This is a genomic window from Erythrobacter sp. (genome assembly GCF_030066995.1).
Lineage (GTDB): Bacteria > Pseudomonadota > Alphaproteobacteria > Sphingomonadales > Sphingomonadaceae > Erythrobacter.
Genome location: NZ_JASJAP010000006.1, coordinates 239112 through 259596, shown reverse-complemented (window position 1 = coordinate 259596; position 20485 = coordinate 239112). Strand labels below are relative to the sequence as shown.

20 protein-coding genes are annotated in these 20485 nt (G+C 64.0%); 7 read left to right on the top strand and 13 right to left on the bottom strand.

What is annotated here, in order from left to right:
* Positions 1-867 (bottom strand): endonuclease/exonuclease/phosphatase family protein (locus tag QNI87_RS14950; protein WP_300597982.1); only part of this gene is annotated, 867 nt, incomplete at its 3' end.
* A gap of 98 nt (positions 868-965) precedes the next feature.
* Positions 966-1760, bottom strand: coding sequence for an SDR family oxidoreductase (locus tag QNI87_RS14945; RefSeq protein WP_300597980.1), 795 nt, complete (start codon positions 1758-1760; stop codon positions 966-968).
* A gap of 177 nt (positions 1761-1937) precedes the next feature.
* On the opposite strand from QNI87_RS14945, the gene QNI87_RS14940 reads away from it, so the two are divergent.
* From QNI87_RS14940 to QNI87_RS14925, 4 genes are all read left to right on the top strand, one after another.
* Positions 1938-2525 (top strand): hypothetical protein, encoded by a 588-nt coding sequence (locus QNI87_RS14940; protein ID WP_300597978.1) that lies wholly within the window; start codon positions 1938-1940, stop codon positions 2523-2525.
* A 143-nt stretch (positions 2526-2668) separates the two neighbouring features.
* Positions 2669-3142 carry a DNA starvation/stationary phase protection protein gene (locus QNI87_RS14935; RefSeq protein ID WP_300597976.1) on the top strand — a complete coding sequence of 158 codons (474 nt, stop codon included), beginning with the start codon at positions 2669-2671 and terminating at the stop codon, positions 3140-3142.
* A gap of 96 nt (positions 3143-3238) precedes the next feature.
* Positions 3239-3892 (top strand): 6-phosphogluconolactonase, encoded by a 654-nt coding sequence (locus tag QNI87_RS14930; protein WP_300597974.1) that lies wholly within the window; start codon positions 3239-3241, stop codon positions 3890-3892.
* A 27-nt stretch (positions 3893-3919) separates the two neighbouring features.
* Entirely contained in the window at positions 3920-4399 is a 480-nt protein-coding gene (locus QNI87_RS14925) for an NUDIX domain-containing protein (protein ID WP_300597972.1), read from the top strand.
* Between the two features lie 6 nt (positions 4400-4405).
* Here QNI87_RS14925 and dinB read toward each other — a convergent pair whose 3' ends face one another.
* Positions 4406-5560, bottom strand: coding sequence for a DNA polymerase IV (gene dinB / locus QNI87_RS14920; RefSeq protein WP_300597970.1), 1155 nt, complete (start codon positions 5558-5560; stop codon positions 4406-4408).
* Positions 5561-5724: 164 nt separating this feature from the next.
* Between dinB and QNI87_RS14915 the strand changes: the two genes are divergently transcribed.
* Positions 5725-6945: a multidrug effflux MFS transporter gene (locus tag QNI87_RS14915; protein WP_300597990.1), complete on the top strand. Its 1221-nt coding sequence runs from the start codon at positions 5725-5727 to the stop codon at positions 6943-6945.
* A gap of 101 nt (positions 6946-7046) precedes the next feature.
* Here the strand turns inward: QNI87_RS14915 and QNI87_RS14910 are convergent, their stop codons facing one another.
* From QNI87_RS14910 to crtY, 8 genes are all read right to left on the bottom strand, one after another.
* A complete protein-coding gene (locus tag QNI87_RS14910) occupies positions 7047-8597 on the bottom strand; it encodes a carboxyl transferase domain-containing protein (protein ID WP_300597967.1) in 1551 nt (516 codons plus the stop codon).
* A 100-nt stretch (positions 8598-8697) separates the two neighbouring features.
* On the bottom strand, positions 8698-10620 hold the full coding sequence (locus tag QNI87_RS14905; protein ID WP_300597965.1) for an acetyl/propionyl/methylcrotonyl-CoA carboxylase subunit alpha: 1923 nt from the start codon (positions 10618-10620) through the stop codon (positions 8698-8700).
* A complete protein-coding gene (locus QNI87_RS14900) occupies positions 10617-11114 on the bottom strand; it encodes a hypothetical protein (protein ID WP_300597963.1) in 498 nt (165 codons plus the stop codon). The genes QNI87_RS14905 and QNI87_RS14900 overlap by 4 nt, the downstream gene beginning before the upstream one ends.
* Positions 11115-11238: 124 nt before the next feature.
* On the bottom strand, positions 11239-12201 hold the full coding sequence (locus QNI87_RS14895; protein WP_300597961.1) for a phytoene/squalene synthase family protein: 963 nt from the start codon (positions 12199-12201) through the stop codon (positions 11239-11241).
* Between the two features lie 8 nt (positions 12202-12209).
* Positions 12210-12791 (bottom strand): TIGR00730 family Rossman fold protein, encoded by a 582-nt coding sequence (locus QNI87_RS14890; protein ID WP_300597959.1) that lies wholly within the window; start codon positions 12789-12791, stop codon positions 12210-12212.
* Positions 12788-13117 carry a hypothetical protein gene (locus QNI87_RS14885; RefSeq protein WP_300597957.1) on the bottom strand — a complete coding sequence of 110 codons (330 nt, stop codon included), beginning with the start codon at positions 13115-13117 and terminating at the stop codon, positions 12788-12790. The genes QNI87_RS14890 and QNI87_RS14885 overlap by 4 nt, the downstream gene beginning before the upstream one ends.
* Before the next feature lie 92 nt (positions 13118-13209).
* Entirely contained in the window at positions 13210-14784 is a 1575-nt protein-coding gene (locus QNI87_RS14880) for a phytoene desaturase (RefSeq protein ID WP_300597955.1), read from the bottom strand.
* A complete protein-coding gene (gene crtY / locus QNI87_RS14875) occupies positions 14781-16025 on the bottom strand; it encodes a lycopene beta-cyclase CrtY (protein ID WP_300597953.1) in 1245 nt (414 codons plus the stop codon). The genes QNI87_RS14880 and crtY overlap by 4 nt, the downstream gene beginning before the upstream one ends.
* 268 nt (positions 16026-16293) lie before the next feature.
* Here crtY and QNI87_RS14870 point away from each other — a divergent pair, with 268 nt between their 5' ends.
* Positions 16294-17373, top strand: coding sequence for a MipA/OmpV family protein (locus QNI87_RS14870; protein WP_300597951.1), 1080 nt, complete (start codon positions 16294-16296; stop codon positions 17371-17373).
* A 59-nt stretch (positions 17374-17432) separates the two neighbouring features.
* On the opposite strand, the gene QNI87_RS14865 is transcribed toward QNI87_RS14870, so the two are convergent.
* Positions 17433-18173, bottom strand: a complete 741-nt coding sequence (locus QNI87_RS14865) for a DUF2059 domain-containing protein (RefSeq protein WP_300597949.1) — start codon at positions 18171-18173, stop codon at positions 17433-17435.
* Between the two features lie 337 nt (positions 18174-18510).
* Here QNI87_RS14865 and QNI87_RS14860 point away from each other — a divergent pair, with 337 nt between their 5' ends.
* On the top strand, positions 18511-19791 hold the full coding sequence (locus QNI87_RS14860) for an amidohydrolase family protein (protein ID WP_300597947.1): 1281 nt from the start codon (positions 18511-18513) through the stop codon (positions 19789-19791).
* A 39-nt stretch (positions 19792-19830) separates the two neighbouring features.
* On the opposite strand, the gene QNI87_RS14855 is transcribed toward QNI87_RS14860, so the two are convergent.
* Positions 19831-20469 (bottom strand): SOS response-associated peptidase family protein, encoded by a 639-nt coding sequence (locus QNI87_RS14855; protein ID WP_300597944.1) that lies wholly within the window; start codon positions 20467-20469, stop codon positions 19831-19833.
* Between the last annotated feature and the right edge of the window lie 16 nt (positions 20470-20485).

The following is a 20485-nucleotide window of genomic DNA, read 5'->3' as shown; positions in this document are numbered from 1 at the left end:
ATGATCGAGCAATAGGGGGCGGTCCATCACGCCATCGACAAAATCGTCGAACCGCGCGGTGAAGAGCAAGGGCGGCTCGACCCGCTCGATCAGCGGATGGTTGAATATCAGGCGCGGGTAGAAAGTGCTCCCCAGCACGATGTCCGCGACGTTGTGCGTGAGGAAGGAACGCTCGAAGAAGTCATGGCCCGGTCCGTCGTTGAAATCGCCGGTTACCACGATCCGCGCGTTGTTATCGGCCTGCAATTTCCGGTCGAGATAGCGACGCAGGCGATAGCCTTCGGCGGATATGCGCCGCCGCGCCTTGATCGCCGCCGCGACAAACTCCTGCCGTCGCGCGGGATCGTTGAACGCCTGTTGGCCGCCATGGACATGCTTGGACTTGGTGTGAAGATTGACGATCGTGAACGGCTGGATGCCCGTCCCGTCCACTTCAAGCACCAGAGGTTGGCGCGTAAAATCATAAGGTGAGAGCATCAGATCACCATCGACATCGGCGTCCCAGGATTCCTCAAGCTCTATCGTCGCCTCGTCGAGCGCGTAATCCATGTGTGTGACAAGGCCGCCGACCTTGCGAAGTCCGTAAAGCTTCTGCGCGCCCCCATCCTTGCCGATCAGGCCGGTGTACAAGGGGTTGCCTTGGCCATCGGAAAGGAAATCCCGAATGAACAGGGCCATCTCTTCCTGCGCGCTTGGCCCTTCCTGAAGGCAGATCAGATCGGGATCGATGGTGGTGATGACATTGGCCACGCGCTGCGCGGCTTCGCGTGAAGCGGCTCTGAAGGAAGCTGGCCCTTTCCATTGCGGATCGGAATTGCCGGAGAACCACTTGTTCATCCATTCAATGTTCCAGTTCAGTATCCGCATGCCGCCCTCCGGTTCAGCCCGGACAAGTGTAGCTCATCGCGAACGATTCGTCTTTCCTAGACCATGGCGCGTGCGCGATTTCCGATCCGATCCAGCGATCATTTCGGTGGCATGCGGATCGCGCCATCCAGCCGGAATTGATGGCCGTTGATATAGGTGTTGCGCGCGATCTCCACGATCAGCGAGGCGAATTCCTCGGGCTCGCCAAGGCGCTTGGGGAAGGGCACGCTGGCGTTCAACTGGTCCCACATTTGCGGGTTGCGGTCCTTCATGCCAAGCATCAACGGGGTGGCGAAGATCCCCGGCATCACCGAGTTTACCCGGATACCCAGATCCATCAGGTCGCGCGCCATGGGCAGGACCATCCCGTTTACGCCCGATTTGCACGATCCGTAGATGACCTGACCGATCTGGCCGTCCTGCGCGGCGACACTGGCCGTCAGGATGATCGCGCCGCGCTCGCCATCTGCGTTCAGGGGTTCGGAATTCGCCATGCCGAGCGCGGCGATACTGGCCATGCGATAGCTGGCGACCAGAATGCCCTCGGCGCCAAAGGCGTAATCCTCGGTCGCAAGGCGCTTGTAGCCGCCGGTTTCCTTGTCGTAGCCGATCGTCTTGCCGCGTTTGGAGGCCATCGCGCAGTGCACCAGCACGCGCTCCTGCCCGTTGGCCGCGCGCGCGGCGGCAAAGCCCGCCTGCGCGCTCGCTTCATCCATGATATCGACATGGTGGAACGTTCCGCCAATGGCCGCGGCGTGCTCTTCGCCCGCGTCGTCGTTGATATCGAAGATCGCAACCTTGAGCCCGGCATCCGCCAGAGCCGCCGCGCTGGCGCGCCTCAGACCCGACGCGCCGCCGGTGACGATGGCGGCCATTCCTTTTTCAAGCTTCATGAATTCTCTCCCGGCGCTCTTGAGCGTGCTCTCGATTTCTCCAGCGTGTCTAGGTCCCGGGCAAGGGCCTCGCAAGGCGATGCACCGCCGTGCACGGATCGCATGGCGCAGATATCGCCAATGCAACCCAAGGGCACTAAGGGATACGCGATGGACGGCGCCTGTAGGGGAGGACGCGTGGACAGTTTCCTGTTTTGCCTGATCCTTGTGGCGCTCCTTGGTCTGGGCGGGCGCGACCAGATCGTGATCGCGCAGCTTTCGGACACGCTGGCCGAGCGCGGCGATCCGCTGATCAGACGGCCTGTCCCCCTGCTCATCCTCGGCCTGGTCTGCGCTGGGGTAACGGCGGGTGTCATGGCCTATGCCGGAGCGACGCTGGCGCAGATCGTACCCTCGCGCGCGGCGCGCATGCTGGTGGCGTTTGCGCTCGCGCTTGCCGCTGTCGAGCTTGCCTGGCCGGTCCGGGCGCGCGCGCCGCGCGAGCCGACGCGCTCGCTCGGGGCCATCGGGCTCGTTTTGCTTTGGCGGCAATTGGGAGACGCGGCGCGATTTGTCGTCTTTGCCTTCGCTGTGGGCGCGCCTTACCCTCTAACAGCCTTGCTTGGCGGCGCGCTGGGCGGCGGGGCGACGGTCACGATCGGGTGGACGCTGGGCGCTCAGACCCTGTCGCGCTGGCCCCTTGGCTGGATCCGGTTCGGATTCGCGCTGCCTACGATTATTGCGGCAGTCTTCATCGGATTGAACGCTCGTTACGGCGCGCCGTGATCGATTTATACGATCACTGCAAAACAATCTTTCTCGAAACCATTAGCGTCCCTTCCCGTTGATTAGGTGAACAAACACAGCGCGTTGGTTCCCTGCCCCGAAGGGCCTTTTGGCGCGCGACAACAGACTTAAGGAGGACAACTATGCTTGACCCCAACAACTCCGCCACGATCGCAATGGTCCAGGAAATCAACGGCCTTCTGGCTGATCACTTTGCGCTTTATGTAAAGACGAAGAACTTTCACTGGCACGTAAAGGGGCCGCGCTTCCGCGATTTGCACCTGCTGTTTGACGAGCACGCCATCGAAGTGCGCGACCAGATCGATGCCATTGGTGAGCGCGCCCGCAAACTGGGCGGCGACACGATCACCAGTGTGGGCATGATCGCCGAACTTACCAAGGTGAAGGACCAGAACAGCGCGACGCTGTCGGCCGAAGACATGATCACCGAATTGCGCGACGATAACGCGGCTATGGTCGACCGTCTCAAATCGATGAAGGAGGTGGCCGAGCGCGCCGGCGACAACGCGACCGACGGCCTTATCGACGACTGGACCGACCAGGCCGAGGAACGCGTGTGGTTCCTCAACTCGCTCCTCAACGAGCGTTTGGGATAAGCACTCGACCCGATCCAAACAGACCGGTCCTAAGGGTCGGTTAACCAAAGGGCTGTTTCCGCTAGGCGGAAGCGGCCCTTTTGCTATTATGGGGGTATGCGTATTCCCCGGCCTCCCATCTCGAATGTGACGACACTCGACCACGCGAGCGATGAGCAAATTGCCGATTTCTTCTTCACGCGTCTTGAGCACGCGCTGAAGAAGTCCACCGGCGGCATCGCGGTCGCCTTTCCGGGGGGCTCGACACCGGGGCCCATTCTGGAACGGCTGGTACAGCGGCCACTCGAATGGAGCCGGATCGCGGTTTTTCCGACCGATGATCGCGAAGTCGAGGAGGATCACGAAGCGTCGAACACCGGCATGCTGCGCCGGATACTTGAGCCGCACGGCGCGCTTGTGACCCCTCTGGCGGAGGGCTTCGACATGCCGCGCTTCGCGCTGGTCTGGCTGGGCATGGGCAAGGATGGGCACATCGCCTCGCTCTTTCCCGGCAGCGATCCCGATCCGCGCGACGAGCAGGCGGTGCGCCGCATCACGCCGGACCCGCTGCCGCCCGACGCGCCGTTTGAGCGGGTGTCCCTGACGATCCCGGCGCTGCTCGCCTGCGAAGATATGGTCTTTGTGGTGCGCGGCGAGGCCAAACGCGCGGTGTTCCAGGCGGCGTTAAGGGGCGAGAACGAGCTTCCGGTCCGACGGCTGCTGGCCGCGCGCGAAGGCCAGCACACGATGCCGGTGACCTGCTTCTTTTAATCGCGCCGCAAGGCTATGCATGGGGACATGCTCGACTGGTTGCCCGCCCCATTGCACCGCGCGCTGCTGCCGCCGGCCTATCGCGCGCGCCATATCTGGCGCCGGATGCGCCGGACGCCGATCCGCGGCTGCACGGTGGTGATCACCAACCTTACCGGTGATGTCCTGCTGCTGCGGCATTCCTATGGCCCGAAAGGCTGGCTGTTGCCCGGCGGGGGCGTGGCGCGCGGCGAAGACCCCGAAGCGGCCGCGCGCCGCGAGGTGGCTGAGGAACTCGGGCTCACGCTTGGCCATGTCGAAGCGCTGGGCGTGCTCAACGAAGAGATTTCGGGCTGCCCGGTCACGGGCTATCTCTTCACCAGCGTGACCGGAGAGTTCCCCCGGCCCGACAACCGCGAAGTGATCGAGGCGCGCTTCTTCCCTTCGCATTCGCTGCCCGAACCGCTTGGCCCCGTCACGGCGCAGCGCATCGAAATCTGGCGCCAACGCGGTCTCAAGGACGTCTGAGGAGGGTCAAAGCAGCGAGAGCTGCGCGTCCTCACCCTCCGGCGCGTCCTCCGCTTCGCCGCGGTCGAGATTGGAAAGCGTCAGGCCCATCAGCCGGATCGGCATGGGCAGCGGAAGCGCCTCTTCCAGCAGTTCGCGGCCCAGCCTTGCAAATTCGGCCTTGTCCTCGACCCAATGGCTCACCGACTTGGCCCGCGTCATGATCTGGAAGTTCGTGTATTTCATCTTCAGCGTCACCGTGCGCCCGCGCTGCGGCCTGCCGTCCGAACCCGCGTTCACGATCCGCTGCCACACGATATCGATGATCCCTTCGAGCGTTTCGCGCAGTTCCTCGCCCGAAGACCTGTCCTCGCTGAAGGTCCGCTCCCCGCCGACAGACTTGCGCACCCGATGCGCGCGCACGGGCCTCAGGTCGATCCCGCGCGCGGCGCGATAGAGATAATCGGCCATGGAGCGAAAGTGGGCGCGCAGGAACTCGATGTCCTTGGCGGCGAGGTCCGCGCCGGTCTCGATCCCCAGCCGCTTCATCTTCTCCTCCGCCTTCGGTCCAACGCCGTGAAAGCGCCGGATCGGCAGACCCGCCACAAAGTCCGCGCCTTGCCCCGGTCTGATCACGCACAGGCCATCGGGCTTGTTCTGATCGCTCGCGAGCTTGGCGAGAAACTTGTTGTACGAGACGCCCGCGCTGGCGGTCAGCTGCGTCTTGGCACGGATTTCCTGGCGGATCATCTCGGCAACGCGCGTGGCGGAACCTATGCCCAGCCGGTCTTCGGTCACATCGAGATAGGCCTCATCGAGGCTGAGCGGCTCGACCAGCGCAGTGTGGTGTTCGAAGATCGCGCGGATCTGTCGACTGGCTTCCTTGTAGGCCTCGAACCGGTGCTTGACGAAGATGAGGTCCGGACAGCGTCGCTTGGCGGTGACGGAAGGCATGGCGCTTTTGACGCCGAATTTGCGCGCTTCGTAACTGGCGGCGGCGACGACGCCGCGACCGCCTGAACCGCCCACCGCGACCGGTTTTCCGCGCAATTCGGGGTTATCGCGTTGCTCGACGCTCGCAAAAAAGGCGTCCATATCGACGTGGATGATCTTGCGCAGGCCGCCTTCCTCCGGCGCGTCTTCCTGCGCCTGATCCTCTTCCTTTTGCAGACGATCATCCATCGTGCGAAAATACGCGCTTTATCGCGGGGAAGAAAGGTTTTGCGCTGCCACCCACTGGAACTTTCGCCGCGGTGAACGATATTGGTTGCATGCTCAAAAGCTATTCCTCTCCCGGCGAGCCCGCAAAGGTGGCGCCCGCTGGTTCCAGCGCCCGTGCGCGGGTGATGGGGGAGGGCGAGCTGATCTGGATGATGGCGATGCTGATGGCGCTTCAGGCGTTTGGCATCGATGCAATCCTGCCCGCGCTCGACGATGTGGGGCTGGCGTTGGGTGCGCCGGGCAATGAGCGGCAATTCGTGATCGGCGTCTATCTGCTCACCGCCGGGCTGGGCGCGCTGATCCCTGGCGCATTGGCGGACCGTTTCGGGCGCCGCCCGATCGTGCTCGCGTCCATCGGGGTCTACATCGCGCTGTCGCTGGCGAGCGCGCTGGTAACCTCGTTCGAGGCGCTTTTGGCCGTGCGCGCCGCGCAAGGGTTCTTCGGCGCAGGGATCGTCGCTCTGCCGCCTGCAATCATTCGCGACCGGGTGGGCGGCGACAAGATGGCGCGCATGATGAGCCTTATCTTCGTTATCTTCCTGATGGTTCCGGCCATCGCCCCTTCGATTGGCGAGCTTATCCTGACTATCGGCGACTGGCGCGCGATCTTCCTTGCGATGGCGGTGCAGGGCGCGATCGTCGCCGCCTGGGTCTATTTCCGCCTGCCCGAGAGCCTCGCGCCGCAAAACCGTCAGCCAATCCGGCCGCGCGCCATCGCGCGCAATATGGGAGCGGCGATGAGCGAGCGCTCGGCCATCGGCTATATCTTCGGCAGCACGGTGGTCTTCGGCGCGCTGTTCGGTTTCATCAACTCCTCGCAGCAGCTCATTGCCGAAGGCTTCGGTCGCCCCGATATCTTCCCGGTCGTCTTCGGCATCTGCGCGGGATCGATGGCGCTCGCAAGCTGGTCGAATTCGCGCATTGTCGAACGCTTCGGCGCGCGCCGGGTCAGCCACACAGCGGTGTTCGCCTTCATCGCGGTGGCCTCGGTGCAGGTCTATTTCGCGTTTTCGCACGAAGAGACGTTGTGGGAGTTCGTGCCGCTAATGGCGATCAACATGGCGCTGCTCGGCTTTATCGGCAGCAATTTCGGATCGATTGCGATGACGCCGTTCTTCCACATTGCGGGCGCGGCGAGCTCAATCCAGACCTTTGTGCGCATGACCAGCGCGGCGCTGATCGGCGCGGCTATCGGCCAGGCGTTCGACGGCACGGCGCGCCCGCTGGCGCTGGCTTTGCTGGCGAGCGGCGTTGCGTGCCTGTTGCTGATCCTGTTCAGCGAGAAGGGGCGCCTTTTCGCCCCGCCTCAGGCGCAGCAGCGCTACCCTTCGGGCATGCGGAGTTAGGGCACAATTCCGTCATTGCGAGCCAAAGGCGAAGCAATTCAGGGCGCATCGCTATCCGCTCTGGATTGCCGCGCCGCTGCGCGGCTCGCAATGACGCAGGTTTAGAGTTCAGCCCCCAGCTTTCTCCACGCAAGATCGGCGAACTCGCACAATAAAGGCCGGGTGTCGCGCGGGTCGATAATGTCCTCGACGTTGAAGCGTTCAGCGGAGCGGAAGGGCGAGGTGACCTTGGCCAGCCGTTTGCGGATGCGCGCCAGTTCCGCCTGCGGGTCGTCGCTCGCTTCCAGGTCGGACTTGTACGCGACCTCCACTCCCCCTGCGATGGGCAGGCTGCCCCAGTCGCCCGAAGGCCAGCAAAAGCGGTATTGATAGGTGTCCGCGTTGCTCATCGCGCTGCCCGCAATGCCATAGGCGCGGCGCATTACGACGCTCGCCAGCGGCACGCTCGCGCGGTAGATCGCGTTCATCGCCGCGACGCCGTAGCGGATCGTGCCCGCCATCTCCGCCTCGCGCCCGATCATGAAGCCGGGATTGTCAACGAGGTGCACAATCGGAAGGCGAAACTGGTCGGCGAGTTTGACGAAACGCTCGACCTTCTCGCTGGTCTTCGCCTCCCACGATCCGCCCAGATACGAAGGATCGCTCGCCACCACCGCGACCGGCCAGCCGTTGAGGCGAGCCAGTGCGGTGATCGCCGCCCTGCCCCAGTTTCGGCCGATCTCGAACACGGTCCCTTGGTCGAGGATCATCTCCATCGCCCGGCGCATCGAATAGACTTGCTTTTCATCGCGCGGGACGAGGCTGAGGAGCGCGTCTTCGCGGCGCTCGACCGGGTCGCCCGTTTGGGCGCGGCGGGCCAGTTGGCCGACATGCTCGGGCATGAAGCTGAGGAAATGGCGCGCCCTTGCGAAGGCCTCAGCTTCGGTCGCGACCTCATCATCGACCACGCCGTTGCGGGTGTGGATATCGACGCCGCCCAGCTCTTCCTTGGCCTGTTGGTGGTCGGCGGAGCTCTTGTAACCCTCGCCCAGCCCATCGACCACGGCGGGCCCAGCGGCAAAGAGCTGGGAGAGCCCGCGCACCATGATCGAATAATGGCTCGCCGCGATACGCGCGGCACCCAGCCCGGCGGTCGGTCCAAGCGCGAGGGCCACGACCGGCACGGTGTCGAGGTTTGTGACCACATCGCCCCAGCCGGGCACGGCGGGGATATAGGTCGCGCCGATCTGCTCCAGTGTCTTGACGCTGCCGCCGCCGCCCGTCCCGTCGATCATCTTGACGATGGGCAAGCGAAGCTCGTGCGCCATCTTCTCGGCCTGCACCATCTTGCGCGCGATCCCTGCGTCCGCCGCGCCGCCACGAATAGTGAAATCATCGGCGGTGGCCACAATGGGCCGGCCATGGACGGTGGCCTTGCCGAACAGGAACGGGGCGGGGGTGACGCCGGTCAGGTCGCCGTTTTCGTCGTAATGGCCCTTGCCAGCGATCTTGCCGATCTCGCGGAAAGAGCCGGGGTCGCACAGCGCGTCGAGCCGCGCGCGCGCGTCCATCTTGCCGCGCGAGTGCTGCCTGGCCACTTTCTCTGGCCCGCCCATTTCTTCGGCGAGGGCCTCGCGTTGGCGCAGTTCTTCGAGTTCCTTGGCCCAGGTCATGGGTTCCCCTTCCCTTGAGGGAAGGGGCTAGGGGATGGGTGTGCGCTGGTCGATGGCGGAGTACCCCCACCCCCAACCCCTCCCCGCGGGGAGGGGAGGCTCATTCGCCGTTATCCTTTGGCTCCACCACGCAGAGCACCGCTTCGACCTGCACCTGCGCGCCTTCGGAGGCTTCAAGCCCGGTGACAGTCCCGTCAAACGGCGCGGTGAGCGCGTGCTCCATCTTCATCGCTTCGAGCACCATCAGCCGCTGGCCTGCGGTGACCGCGTCGCCCTCGGAGACATCCACCGCAATGACCTTGCCGGGCATGGGCGCGAGGATTGCGCCATCGGTAGCGGAGGCGTGGCCTGTGCCGTCGTATCTTGAGAGAGTGAAGACACGGGTGTCGCCTTCGTACCGCGCCAGCACCCCGTCAAATTGCTCTTCGGTCCAAACGCTGTCGTCTGGCTCGACCAGGTAATCCCGAGCGCCATCATTGACTGACATTCTGAACGGGTTGTTTGGGCTATTCAGCCGAAGTCCCGACGGCTGCTGCCATGGCGGCAGGCGCTCAACCACATCTTGGTCGTAGGCGTGCGGGTGACCCTTACCCTTCATAAAGAAGACATGAGCAGCGCTGGCAGCAATCTGCTCATCTGCCTCTTCGGAAGGGATAACTGTCTCGGAATTCTCCGCAATCAGGCCAGTGCTGAGGTCGGCAGATTTGACGTGCTCATCCGTCAGCAGGCGATAAAGGAAAGCGGCATTAGTCTTTACAGGCCAGCAGGTTACCCAGCTGCAATCAATAGCTAGTTGCTCAAGCGCCGTGGTACGGTCGTCACGGTGGACAATGATCTTTGCGATCATCGGGTCATAGAAAGGCGTGATCTCTGCACCTTCTTCAACGCCGGTATCGACCCGAACGGGATGTCGGCGGGTAGGGGTGGGGAGGTAAAAATGAATGAGCGGACCAGTACTCGGCAAGAACCCCTTGGCCGGATCCTCCGCATAGAGCCTTGCCTCAATCGCGTGGCCGTCGATGCTCAGCTCTTCCTGCTTCAACGGGATCGGCTCGCCGCTGGCTACGCGCAGCTGCCATTCGACCAGGTCCACCCCGGTGATCTCTTCGGTCACCGGGTGCTCGACCTGGAGCCTTGTGTTCATCTCCATGAAGAAGATGCGGTCGGCGCGCAGACCCTCTGAGGCGTCGGCGATGAACTCTATGGTGCCTGCGCCTTCGTAGTCGACCGCTTTGGCGGCGCGCACTGCGGCGGCGCAGATTTCCTCGCGGGTCGCCTCGTCCATGCCGGGGGCGGGGGCTTCCTCGATCACCTTCTGGTGGCGGCGTTGGAGCGAGCAGTCGCGTTCGAACAGGTGGACGACGTTGCCGTGGCTGTCACCGAAGACCTGCACCTCGATATGGCGGGGCGAGGTGATCCACTTCTCCAGCAGCACTTCCTCGTTGCCGAAGGAGGCCTTGGCCTCGCGTTGGCAGCTTTCGAGTGAGGCGGCGAAATCGGCGGGTTCATCGACCTTACGCATGCCCTTGCCGCCACCGCCCGCAACCGCCTTGATGAGGACAGGGTAGCCGATGGCCTCGGCCTCCTTGGTCAGGTGCTCGACCGACTGGTCTTCACCCAAATAGCCCGGCGTCACCGGCACGCCTGCGGCGATCATCCGCTCCTTGGCGGCGTCTTTGAGGCCCATGGCGCGGATGCTTTCGGGCTTGGGCCCCACCCAGATTAGTCCCGCATCGATGACGGCTTGCGCAAAGTCGGCGTTCTCCGACAAAAACCCGTAGCCGGGATGGATCGCCTCCGCGCCGGTAGCCTTGGCCGCGGCGATGATCTTCTCGCCGACCAGATAGCTTTCGGCGGCGGGCGAGGGGCCGATATGCACCGCTTCATCGGCTGAGCGGGTGTGCAGCGCCTTGGCGTCCGCGTCCGAATAGACCGCAACCGTCGCCACGCCCATTTCGCGGCACGTGCGCATGATGCGGCACGCAATCTCGCCGCGATTGGCGATGAGGAGTTTGGCGATCACTCTTCCGGCACCTCAGGCGCGCCGAGGATTTCGCACTCATCGAGCGCGGTCATGGTGAAGCTGGTGTTCGCAACGCGCCAGCCATCGTCCGTTCTGGCAAAGCTCATCGAGTTGATGCCGCAATGGGTCGGCGTCCCGTTCACCAGAAACACGTAAGGACCCCAGATGTGCCCCATCGCGCCGTCCACCTGGACGGTGGAATAATGCATGTATTCGTCGGTGCCCGGAGCCGATGTCTCCCACCCATCGAGGTGATCGCCCGCCGCGACGATGCGGGTCTTGGGCGCGTCGGGGTCGCGCCGGTCGTGGACGAAGATCACCGCCTCATCGAGCATCGCCTTGCGCAAGGCGGTCTTGTCGGGCGAGCGTAAGGCTTCGAAGAACGCATCCGCAGCCGCGATGACCGGCTTGGGGTCGTTGGTAATATCCTGCGCCAAAGCGGGCGCGGCGATAGCGGCCGTCAGCGCGGCGGCGAATGTCAGGGTCCCTCTCATGGGCGTCTCGCTAACGCATTTTTCCCGTCATTGCGAGGCGCCCGAAATTTGTTTTGGGCGACGCGGCAATCCAGAGAGTTCTGGCGATAGACTCTGGATTGCGTCGCTTCGCTCGCAAGGTCGATTACGAAGGCCGAAAGTCCGCAATCCCCCACGTGATCTCCCCGCCGGGATGTTTCTCGCGGTTGATCGCAGCCGACAGGAAAGCGCGCGCGCCGTAGAGCGCCTTCTCCCATCGGGGAACATAGGTTCGCGAATTCCACGCCTCGATGCCGCGCGCGCGAACCTTGCGCCCGATCGCGCCATAGATGCGCGCGGCGCTGAGCACCGCCCAGCGGCTGCGGAACGGCAGGCGGGCAGCGCCCACGCGCGCGGCCGCCTCATGCTTTTCGACCAGAGCCACGAGCCGCGCTGCCATTTCGGCGAGTTCCTTGCGGTGGTGCGGCTTGGTGTGCTGGCCGGGCTCGATATCCTGTTCGACCAGCCATTCGAGCGGCAGGTAGCAGCGCCCCGCCGCGTCATCCTCGACGATGTCGCGCGCAATGTTGGAGAGCTGGAAGGCGAGCCCCAGATCGTTGGCGCGGTCGAGCGTGTCGGTGTCGTCGGGTGAGACGCCCATAACCACCGCCATCATCACGCCCACCGCGCCCGCGACGTGGTAGCAATAGCGCATCATGTCGGCTTCGCAGCGCGGGCGCCAGTCCTCCGCATCGAGCGCGAAACCGGCGATGACGTCCTCGGCCATGGTCGGCGTGAGGCCGCATTCGGCCGCCACCACGCCGAGTGCGTCAAACGAAGCGTCGCCGGTGGGCTCGCCTGCAAAGGCCTTCGCGGTGAGTTTGCGGATGAGGGCAAGGCGCGCGTCGAGATCGGACTGGTCGCCCAGCTCGCCGCCCAGAACCTGATTATCGGCAATATCATCGCAGCGGCGGCACCAGGCGTAGAGCAACCAGGCGCGTTCGCGCGTTTCGTTGTCGAACAATTGCGAGGCGGCGGAAAAGCTTTGCGAGCCGTACTTTATCGCCTGGTGCGCATGCGCGACGAGCGCCGCGCGGCGGTCCGACTCAATATTGGCTGCGACCCCCATGACGTGTCCTACAAATCCTCCGCCTTCATGCGAAAGATCGGCGTGTGCGGCTCGTAGGCTGCCATCTTGTCGAGGAGGTCAGGCAAGCGGTCCGCGTGGATCAGGATGCCGGCATGCGCGTCGCGCACGAAGCCGACTTTGGCCATCGTCGCGTTGAACTTGATGAGATCGTCGTAAAACCCGAAAGCGTTGAGGAGGCCTACTGGATCGGAGTGATAGCCCAGCTGCGCCCAGCTCATCGCCTCCCACAGCTCGTCCATGGTGCCAACCCCGCCGGGCAGAGTGACGAACCCGTCCGAGAGATCGGTGAACTTCTGCTTTCGCTCATGCATCCCGGAAACCGCGATCAGTTCGTCGCAATCGTTGTTGGCGACCTCGGACCGGACAAGCGCTTCGGGGATCACGCCGATGACCTCGCCGCCCGCCTGCTTGGCGCCCTTGGCCACCGCTCCCATCAGGCCAAGGCGGCCCCCGCCATAGACAACGCCAATCCCGCGCTGGGCGAGCGCGGCGCCGACATCTTCGGCGAGTTCAACATAACGCGGATCAGCCGGGCTGGCGGAGCCGCAATAGATGGCAAGGCGTTTCATTTGGTCCAGCCCTCTCCGCAAACCGCTCGCATCATCTCTTGGACCGCAGCGATTTCCATCTCAGGCATTGATCGGAATTTTGGCGTCGGCGCGTGACCCACCCATGGTTCAGCCGGCTTTCCATTTGCAGCTTCGCCAAGGGGAGCCATCTGACTGGTCCTGCAATCGACCGCCCAAGCCGCGTCAACATAGGTAAACAATTCGCTCAACCAGTCGTCTTCGTCGAGCACCTGCCGCACTATGATCTTTGGGTACTCAACGCCATTGACCTTGGCCTTGCCCGTTGGGTTTCTATCCCACCATACTTGGCTGCCATTTTCATCCACCAACGCTTGCCAATCGTGCTTATGCGGGGGATCGACGAGAGGAGAGGTTCCGAATTGCGCAGGAGAGGATGCGGCAAGAAGAAGCGCGCTAATCACACCGTCTCCTTGATCGCCAGATCCTCCAGCATCAGGCCCGCTGTCGCCTTGCCGCTGCCGACGACACCGGGGATGCCCGCGCCGGGATGAGTGCCCGCGCCGACGAGGTAGTAGTTCTCGATCACATCATCGCGGTTGTGGCCGCGCAGGTATGCGCTTTGCCAGAGCACCGGCTCGAGGCTGAAGGCGCTGCCCATGTGCGCGGAAAGGTCAGCAGCGAAATCCTTGGGCGCGTAGGAAAACTTGGTGACGATCCGCTCGTGAATGTCGGGGATCAGGCGGCGGCCGATCTCGTCGAGGATCATCTTTTCAAGCCGCGGGCCTTCGACGTCCCAGTCGATCGGCATCTTGCCCATGTGCGCGACCGGCACGAGCGCGTAGAACGTGCTCTTGCCCGGAGGCGCCATCGAGGGATCGGTCACGGTCGGGTGGTGGAGGTAGATCGCGAAGTCTTCGGGCAGTACGCCGTTTGAGAAGATGTCGTCGAGCAGGCCTTTATAGCGATTGGCAAACAGGATCATGTGGTGGGCGATCCCCGGCCAGGTGCCGTCGAGGCCAAAGTGAACGACGAACAGCGATGGGCTGTAGCTCTTGCGGCTGAGCGACTTCGCCATCTTTTGCCCGCGCTGCGAATTCGACAGCAGGTCCTTGTAGGAGTGCATGATGTCGCCGTTCGAGGCGACCGCATCAAAGCGCCCCTTGAAGCCGCTCCTGGTCTCGACCTCGGTCGCGCGGTTGCCCATCGTGTGGACCTGGACCACCGGATCGCCGATCCGCATCTGGCCGCCCAATCGCTCGAAGTGGCGCACCATCCCGGCGATCAGGCGGTTGGTGCCCCCGCGCGCCCACCACACGCCGCCGTCCTTTTCCAGCTTGTGAATGAGCGCGTAGATGCTGCTCGTCTTCATCGGATTGCCGCCGACCAGCAGCGAGTGGAAGCTGAACGCCTCGCGCAGCTTGGGGTGCTTGATGTAGCTTGAGACCATCGAATAGACCGATCGCCAGGCCTGTTCCTTGACCAGAGCGGGCGCGGCCTTGAGCATGGTCTTGAAGTCGAGGAAGGGCTTGTGGCCCAGCTTTACATAGCCTTCTTCAAACACACCGGCGGAGTATTCGAGGAAGCGCTGATAGCCGTCCACGTCCTCGGGGCTCAGTTTGGCGATTTCAGCGAACAGCTCCTCCTCGTCGTTCGAATAGTCGAAGTTCGTGCCATCGGGCCAGTTGAGGCGATAGAAGGGCATGACCTTCATCAGCTCAACGTCTTCGGAAATGTCATGCCCGGTCAGCTGCCACAGCTCTTCAAGGCAGGGCGGATCGGTGACAACGGTGGGGCCAGCGTCGAAGGTGAAGCCGTCCTTCTCCCAGAAATAGGCGCGGCCGCCCGGCTTGTCGCGCGCTTCGATCACCGTGGTGGCAATCCCTGCCGATTGCAGCCGGATCGCGAGCGCCATGCCGCCAAAGCCTGCTCCGATGACACACGCGGTCTTGCCGGTGTATTTCTCTGCCAGACGCGGATCGATGCCTTTGCCGCCCGGAGTGGAGGCGATATTGAGCTTGGTCGGGGCGTTCATGCGGTGTTCTCCGTGCTTGATGCGGCGGGACTATCAGAATTTCGCGGCTTTCTCAGCGGCTTTCCGGGCTGGAACATGGCTTTGATGGCGCGCGGAATAGATACGGGCGGTTTGCCCCACAGGACGCGCGCGCGATCGCGCAAGGGCGAGCGCGCGGCGTAGAAGCGCTCGATCAGCCCCTGTCCCAGCCCGTAAAAGCGTTGCAGGACAACGTAGCGGCGCTCCGGATCGGCGGCAAAGAAGAGGAACCGTGTCAGGAGGCGGTAATAGGCCGTGTTGTTCCAGTGGCGGCGGGCGCGCGCCTCGAAAAGGGCGACCACCTGCGCAGCGGGCAGGTCGGCCTTGTCCGCCAGCGCCAGCGCGTTCTCCATAGCGATGGGCATCGTGTAACTGGTGAGCGGGTGGATAAATCCCGCGCGCGCCCCGATCGCGACAACGCCGGGCAGACGCACCTCGCGCTGGTAGGCGTCGAAGTCTCCGCCGGTCAGCACAGGAAGAACGCCGGTTTCATGGGCCACCGGGACGCCTTCCATCCACCCCTTGTCATGGCAATATTGATCGATCCGGCCCTCCAGCGCGGTGCGATCCAGTTTCGGATCGTCGGCGTAGTAGGTGTCTTCCACAAAGACGTCGCGCTCGCTCAGCGGCAACACATAGACAAAGCGATAGGCCCCGCCATTGCCGTGCGGCGCAAGCTGTTCGACATCGGCGTCCATGATCACCGGGTGTTCGGCCCCGTGGGGTTCGTTGAGCCGCATGTGGCGGCCCATGAACACCTGCCACCCTCCGCGCAGATGAGGGGAGGGCTGGAAGTTGCGGCAATCGATGACGAGCCGCGCGTTGAGCCGGGTGCCATCGTCGAGCGTGACGCCGCTTGCCTTGATGTCGGTCGCCTTGCGTCCAAGCAGAAGCGCCTCGGACGGGAGCACCCGGCATATCCCTTCGTGAAAGTCACCGGAGGCCATCGACGTGTAGCCGGTGTGAAGCGTGCGTTTGAGGTTGGGAAAGCTGACGTCGTAACCCTTGGTCCAGGCGGTCTTGCGGATCGGTTCGAGAAGCGCGCGCCCGCGATCGTCAAGGTCGCTGTCGAACCAGCTCCAGCGGTGGTTGCCGCCCAGCGTCTTGCCCGCTTCGATGACCGCCAGACGAAAATCGGGACGCGCCTTGTAGAGCGCCAGAGCGGCAAGGCCGCCCGAAAGGCCGCCGCCCACTATCACTGCGTCAAAGGTTGAGTCGCTCATGCACGATTGGCCCTAGGGCACGCGCGCGTGCGCGGCAATGCGTCGCCGTGCAGCGAAACTCAAAGGTCGAGACGGCGCGACAAACCGTGACCAAACCGTGGGTTGCGCGCGGTGGGTCAAGGCCTAAGCGATGGTTGCGACTGATTATCGGTCTTCGGGAACTTTAAACGGCTGCGTTCATTATTTGCGGAACTGGCACTCGGCGGTCCTCTCTTCCCCCCTTTCCGCTGCCCCGAGTGCACACGATCCTGGTTCCAAGGAGATTAGCATGAGCACCCCCGTCCTCGTCCGGCCCGCTTTCGCGCTTGCGGCTGCGTTTTTCACCCTCCCCGCCGTTGCTCACGCTGACGAGGGAGACGGGACGGCCGAACCGCGCTCCGGGATACCCGCTTTCTCGCTCGACCAGGTGGAGGCAAGCGCCTTCACCCTGGCGGCGAGCGAAGCGGTCGCGGTCGCCAAGACCGAGGAAGACGCTTCGCTTTACGAGGGGCCGCAGCAGCAACCCCAGAGCGGTCCCCAGAGCGGTCCACAGAGCGGTCCACGCCAGGCGGGGCAGCCGCCTGCCCGGATGCCGGACATTGTTTTCGACGACACCTGGCTGGCTGTTGGCGTGGGCGCTGGCCTGGTGCCCAGCTATGGCGGATCAGACGACTATATCGTGTTCCCCCTGCCGTTGATCGTGGGCCGCGTGGGCGGTGTGGGTATTCGCCCGAATGGCGCAGGGATTCGGCTCGATCTGCTCTCGCCCGCTCCCGCGCTTGGTCCCAATCAGGAAAAGACCTTCAACTTCGGTCCGAGCATTCGCTTTCGCAACGACCGAGCCAACCAGATCGAGGATGAGGTCATCAAACTCGCCGAAGATCTCGACGTCGCGCTTGAAGTGGGTCTGGCGGGCGGCGTCACCATTCCTGGCGTCTTCAATCCCAACGATTCGGTCACGTTCAACAATCAGATATCGTGGGATGTGCTCGGCGCGCATGATGGCATGATCATAGAGCCGACCATCGGCTACGCGCGGCCGTTTGGTCGCGGCATCCTGTTCCAGGCAAACATCGGTGTGCAGATCGTCGATGACAATTTCGCCGACTATTACTACACCGTGACCCCGGCCCAAAGCGCGGCGACCGGCCTGCCGCTGTTCACCGCGGATGGCGGGCTCAACAGCGTTTCAAGCGGCATGATCGTCAACTTCGACCTTGACGGCAACGCCCTGAACGGCGGCTTCAGCGTTTACACCGTGCTCGGCTATACACGGCTTCTGGGAGACGCGGCGGACACCCCGTTCACCGATATCCGAGGCGACGCCAATCAGTTCATCGGCGGTGTGGGCATCAGCTACACGTTTTAGGCGCAATAGGGCGCGGGCGCGCACTGCGGTGCGAGCGCGGGTGCACCTGCGGGCGCGCTCTACCCTCCCATGCGTTCGGCCAGAACCCGCGTCACGACCGTTCCGATTTCGGCCTGTTCTTCCGCGTTGGGCTGCTCGCGCTCCATCTGGACGCGAATTTTGCGCACTTCGGGGTTGATCGCGTTCATCTTTAACAGAGCGGGCGACTTCGCGACCTCCCGAGCCATGGTCGCCATGTCATCGGCGGTCATACTCTTCGCCGCGGCCTCGGCTGCTTTGGAGAGGTCTTGCGTGACCTGCTCTTCGGTCACTTCGCCGCCCTCGCCAACACTGCTCATGGTTGCGTCCGGGCTGAAGTTGATCGAGGCGGTGTTGAGGAGTTTGCGCCCCAGATCGCTGCGGTAGAAGGCCGCGACGTCCCTGGCTTCTTCGGCGGTCAGTTTCGCTTCGAACAGCGCGATCATGTCGGGTCGGTATTTCGCGGTCACGCGCGCTGAGACCCGCTCCATCACCGGGCGCAGCTCTTCCACAAGCACGCCGATCGTTCCCGGGCTGCTCGCTTCGATATCCTGCATGACCGGGATGGTGCGAAACTCGCGATCCATTGCGATCAGCGTCGAATCGATGATGGCGTTCTGATCGATCCCCTCTTGCATGGCCGTGTAAAGGTCAGCGTGCTCGCTGGCGGCATCCGCTTGCGGGGCCTGCGCCGGTTGCGCGGCGGCGGGGATGACGGGGAACACCGCCGGAGAAAGCGCGCCGAGGATGGCCACGAAAAACGCATGGCGGATGAAACCCATGATGAAAGCCCCTGTGAATAATGCCCTGCGCCCTTGGACGCGAACCCCTTGATCGGCAAGGCAAAGCGGCGGCCGGCGCGCGGTTTCTGGAACCGCTGAACCTTTGGGGCCACACTCGCTGATCTAGGGCGCTGCCAGCGCGCTTGCGACGGCGAGCCGGCTCCGCGATCGACACTCTTGCCTCCCCCTCGGCCCCGCGATGGGATGATATTATCTATCATATACAAACGCTTAGTGGGCCTTGCCAGCGGCGGGCCTTCGGTGGCAGGAGGGGAGCGGGATCGCCGCTGAGCGCTATTCGGGATGGGCGCTTGGCGGTTTTGGGGAAGGGAAAGCGATGAGACTGCTTATCAATCTGGCGACCGCGATGGCGGCTGTAATGGGGGTCTTGGCGGCGCCCGCTCTGGCCGAGACGATCGCGATCCGTGCCGGGGCGGTGATCACCGACGCAAGCGTTGCGCCGACGGGGCCGGCGACGATCGTGGTGGAAGACGGAAAGATCGTCTCGATCACCGAAGGCGGGGGCGCCATCGAGGCCGATACGGTGATCGACCTGTCGGACAAGACGGTGCTGCCGGGCCTTATCGATCTGCACACGCATCTCTCGGGCGATCCTTCCGGCGAGTTCTGGCGCACCGCGACAACGCCGGCGGAGTATTTCACGCTGGTTGCGGCGAAGAACGCGCGGATAACGGTCGAGGCCGGGTTTACGACGGTGCGCGATCTCGGCTCGCGCTCGGATCAGGTCACGCAAATGCTGCGCCGGGCGACCGCCGAGGGGCTGGTGCCGGGGCCGCGTGTCGTGACCTCGGGGCGCACAATCGCGATCGTCGGCGGCCACGGCGATATCAGCGGGTTTCGCAAGGAAGTCGACGCGGCGATCACCTCTGGCTTCACGTGCACGGGGCCGGTCGAATGCGCGGAAAAAGTGCGCCTTGCCTCCAAATACGGCGCGGATCTGATCAAGATCACCGCGACCGGCGGCGTGCTGAGCCAGCAGGGGCGGGGGCTTGAAGAGCACTTCACCGCCGAGGAAATGACCGCCATCGTCGAGACAGCCAAGCTGCTTGGCCTCAAGGTCGCGGCCCACGCTCACGGCGCGCGCGGGATCGAAGCGGCGGCACGCGCGGGCGTCCATACAATCGAGCACGGGACCTATATCGATGAGGCGGCGGCGCGGGCGATGAAGGCGTCGGGCACCACCCTCGTCCCTACGCTCATGGCGTTTCAGGGCATCAAGCAGAACCTTGGCAAGCAATTCTACACGCCCGTGGTCGAGGCCAAGATCCTCGCCGTCTCGCAGGTCGCCGACACCATAATCGAGCGCGCAATCGAATACGGCGTGCCGATCGCGTTCGGCACCGATGCGGGCGTCTATCCCCACGGCGAGAACGCGGGCGAGTTCGCGCTGATGGTGGAGGGCGGGATGACCGAGGTCGAGGCGATTGCATCGGCCACCACCGGCGCCGCCGCCATCCTTGGCATGGAGGATGAAATCGGTCGCCTTGCGCCGGGCTATTCCGCCGATCTGATCGCGGTGGACGGCGACCCGCTGGCGGACGTGCGCGTGCTGGAGGATGTGCAATTCGTCATGGTGCGCGGTCGCGTGATGAAGTGACGTCCAGCGGCCTAACGCGCGCGCCTCAGGCCGCGCGCTTCAGGCCGCTGGGCGGTCCCGCTCGACCAGCGCAGCCGCGGCCGGTCCGGTGAGCAGCGCCGCCGCGCGGTCCCATCCGCCGTGAAGCCAGAGCTGTGCTTCGGGCGTGCCGGGCGCAGCGAAAATCGGCATGGCACTCGCGCCAATTTCGCGTGCCAGCCCGCTCGCCTCGCGGGTCAGGATCGCGAAAGCGGGCACGTCCTCATCCTTCCACACGCCCAGCATCGCGAACACCCTTTGCCCTTCAAGCGCAAGCCAGTGCCGATTGCGACGCCCTTCATAGTCGGTTCCGCTGCCCCAAAGCATGACCATCGTTGCGGGCACGAGGCAGCGAAACTCGCTGTTGCGCAGATTGCCGATCCAGAACGGGCTTTTGGGATTGCGCACCGTGAGGATGCGGCGGGTGGGGTCATCGCTCGAGGGCGGAGGAAGAACACCCCACAGCCGCGGGACGATGCGCGGGCGCAGCGAAGGGCCGGCCGGGCGCGGGCCAGCAACGAAGTCCCGCCCCGCCGCGATCACCGGCGCGAATTTTCCCGGCGCGACATAGCCGCCCTGCCACGGATCATCGCCCCGCGGCGCGCCGAAGCTTTCGGCGATGTCGGCAGCGGTGGTGTCGAGACGGTAGAGACAGGTCATCGCGCGGCGTGGTACC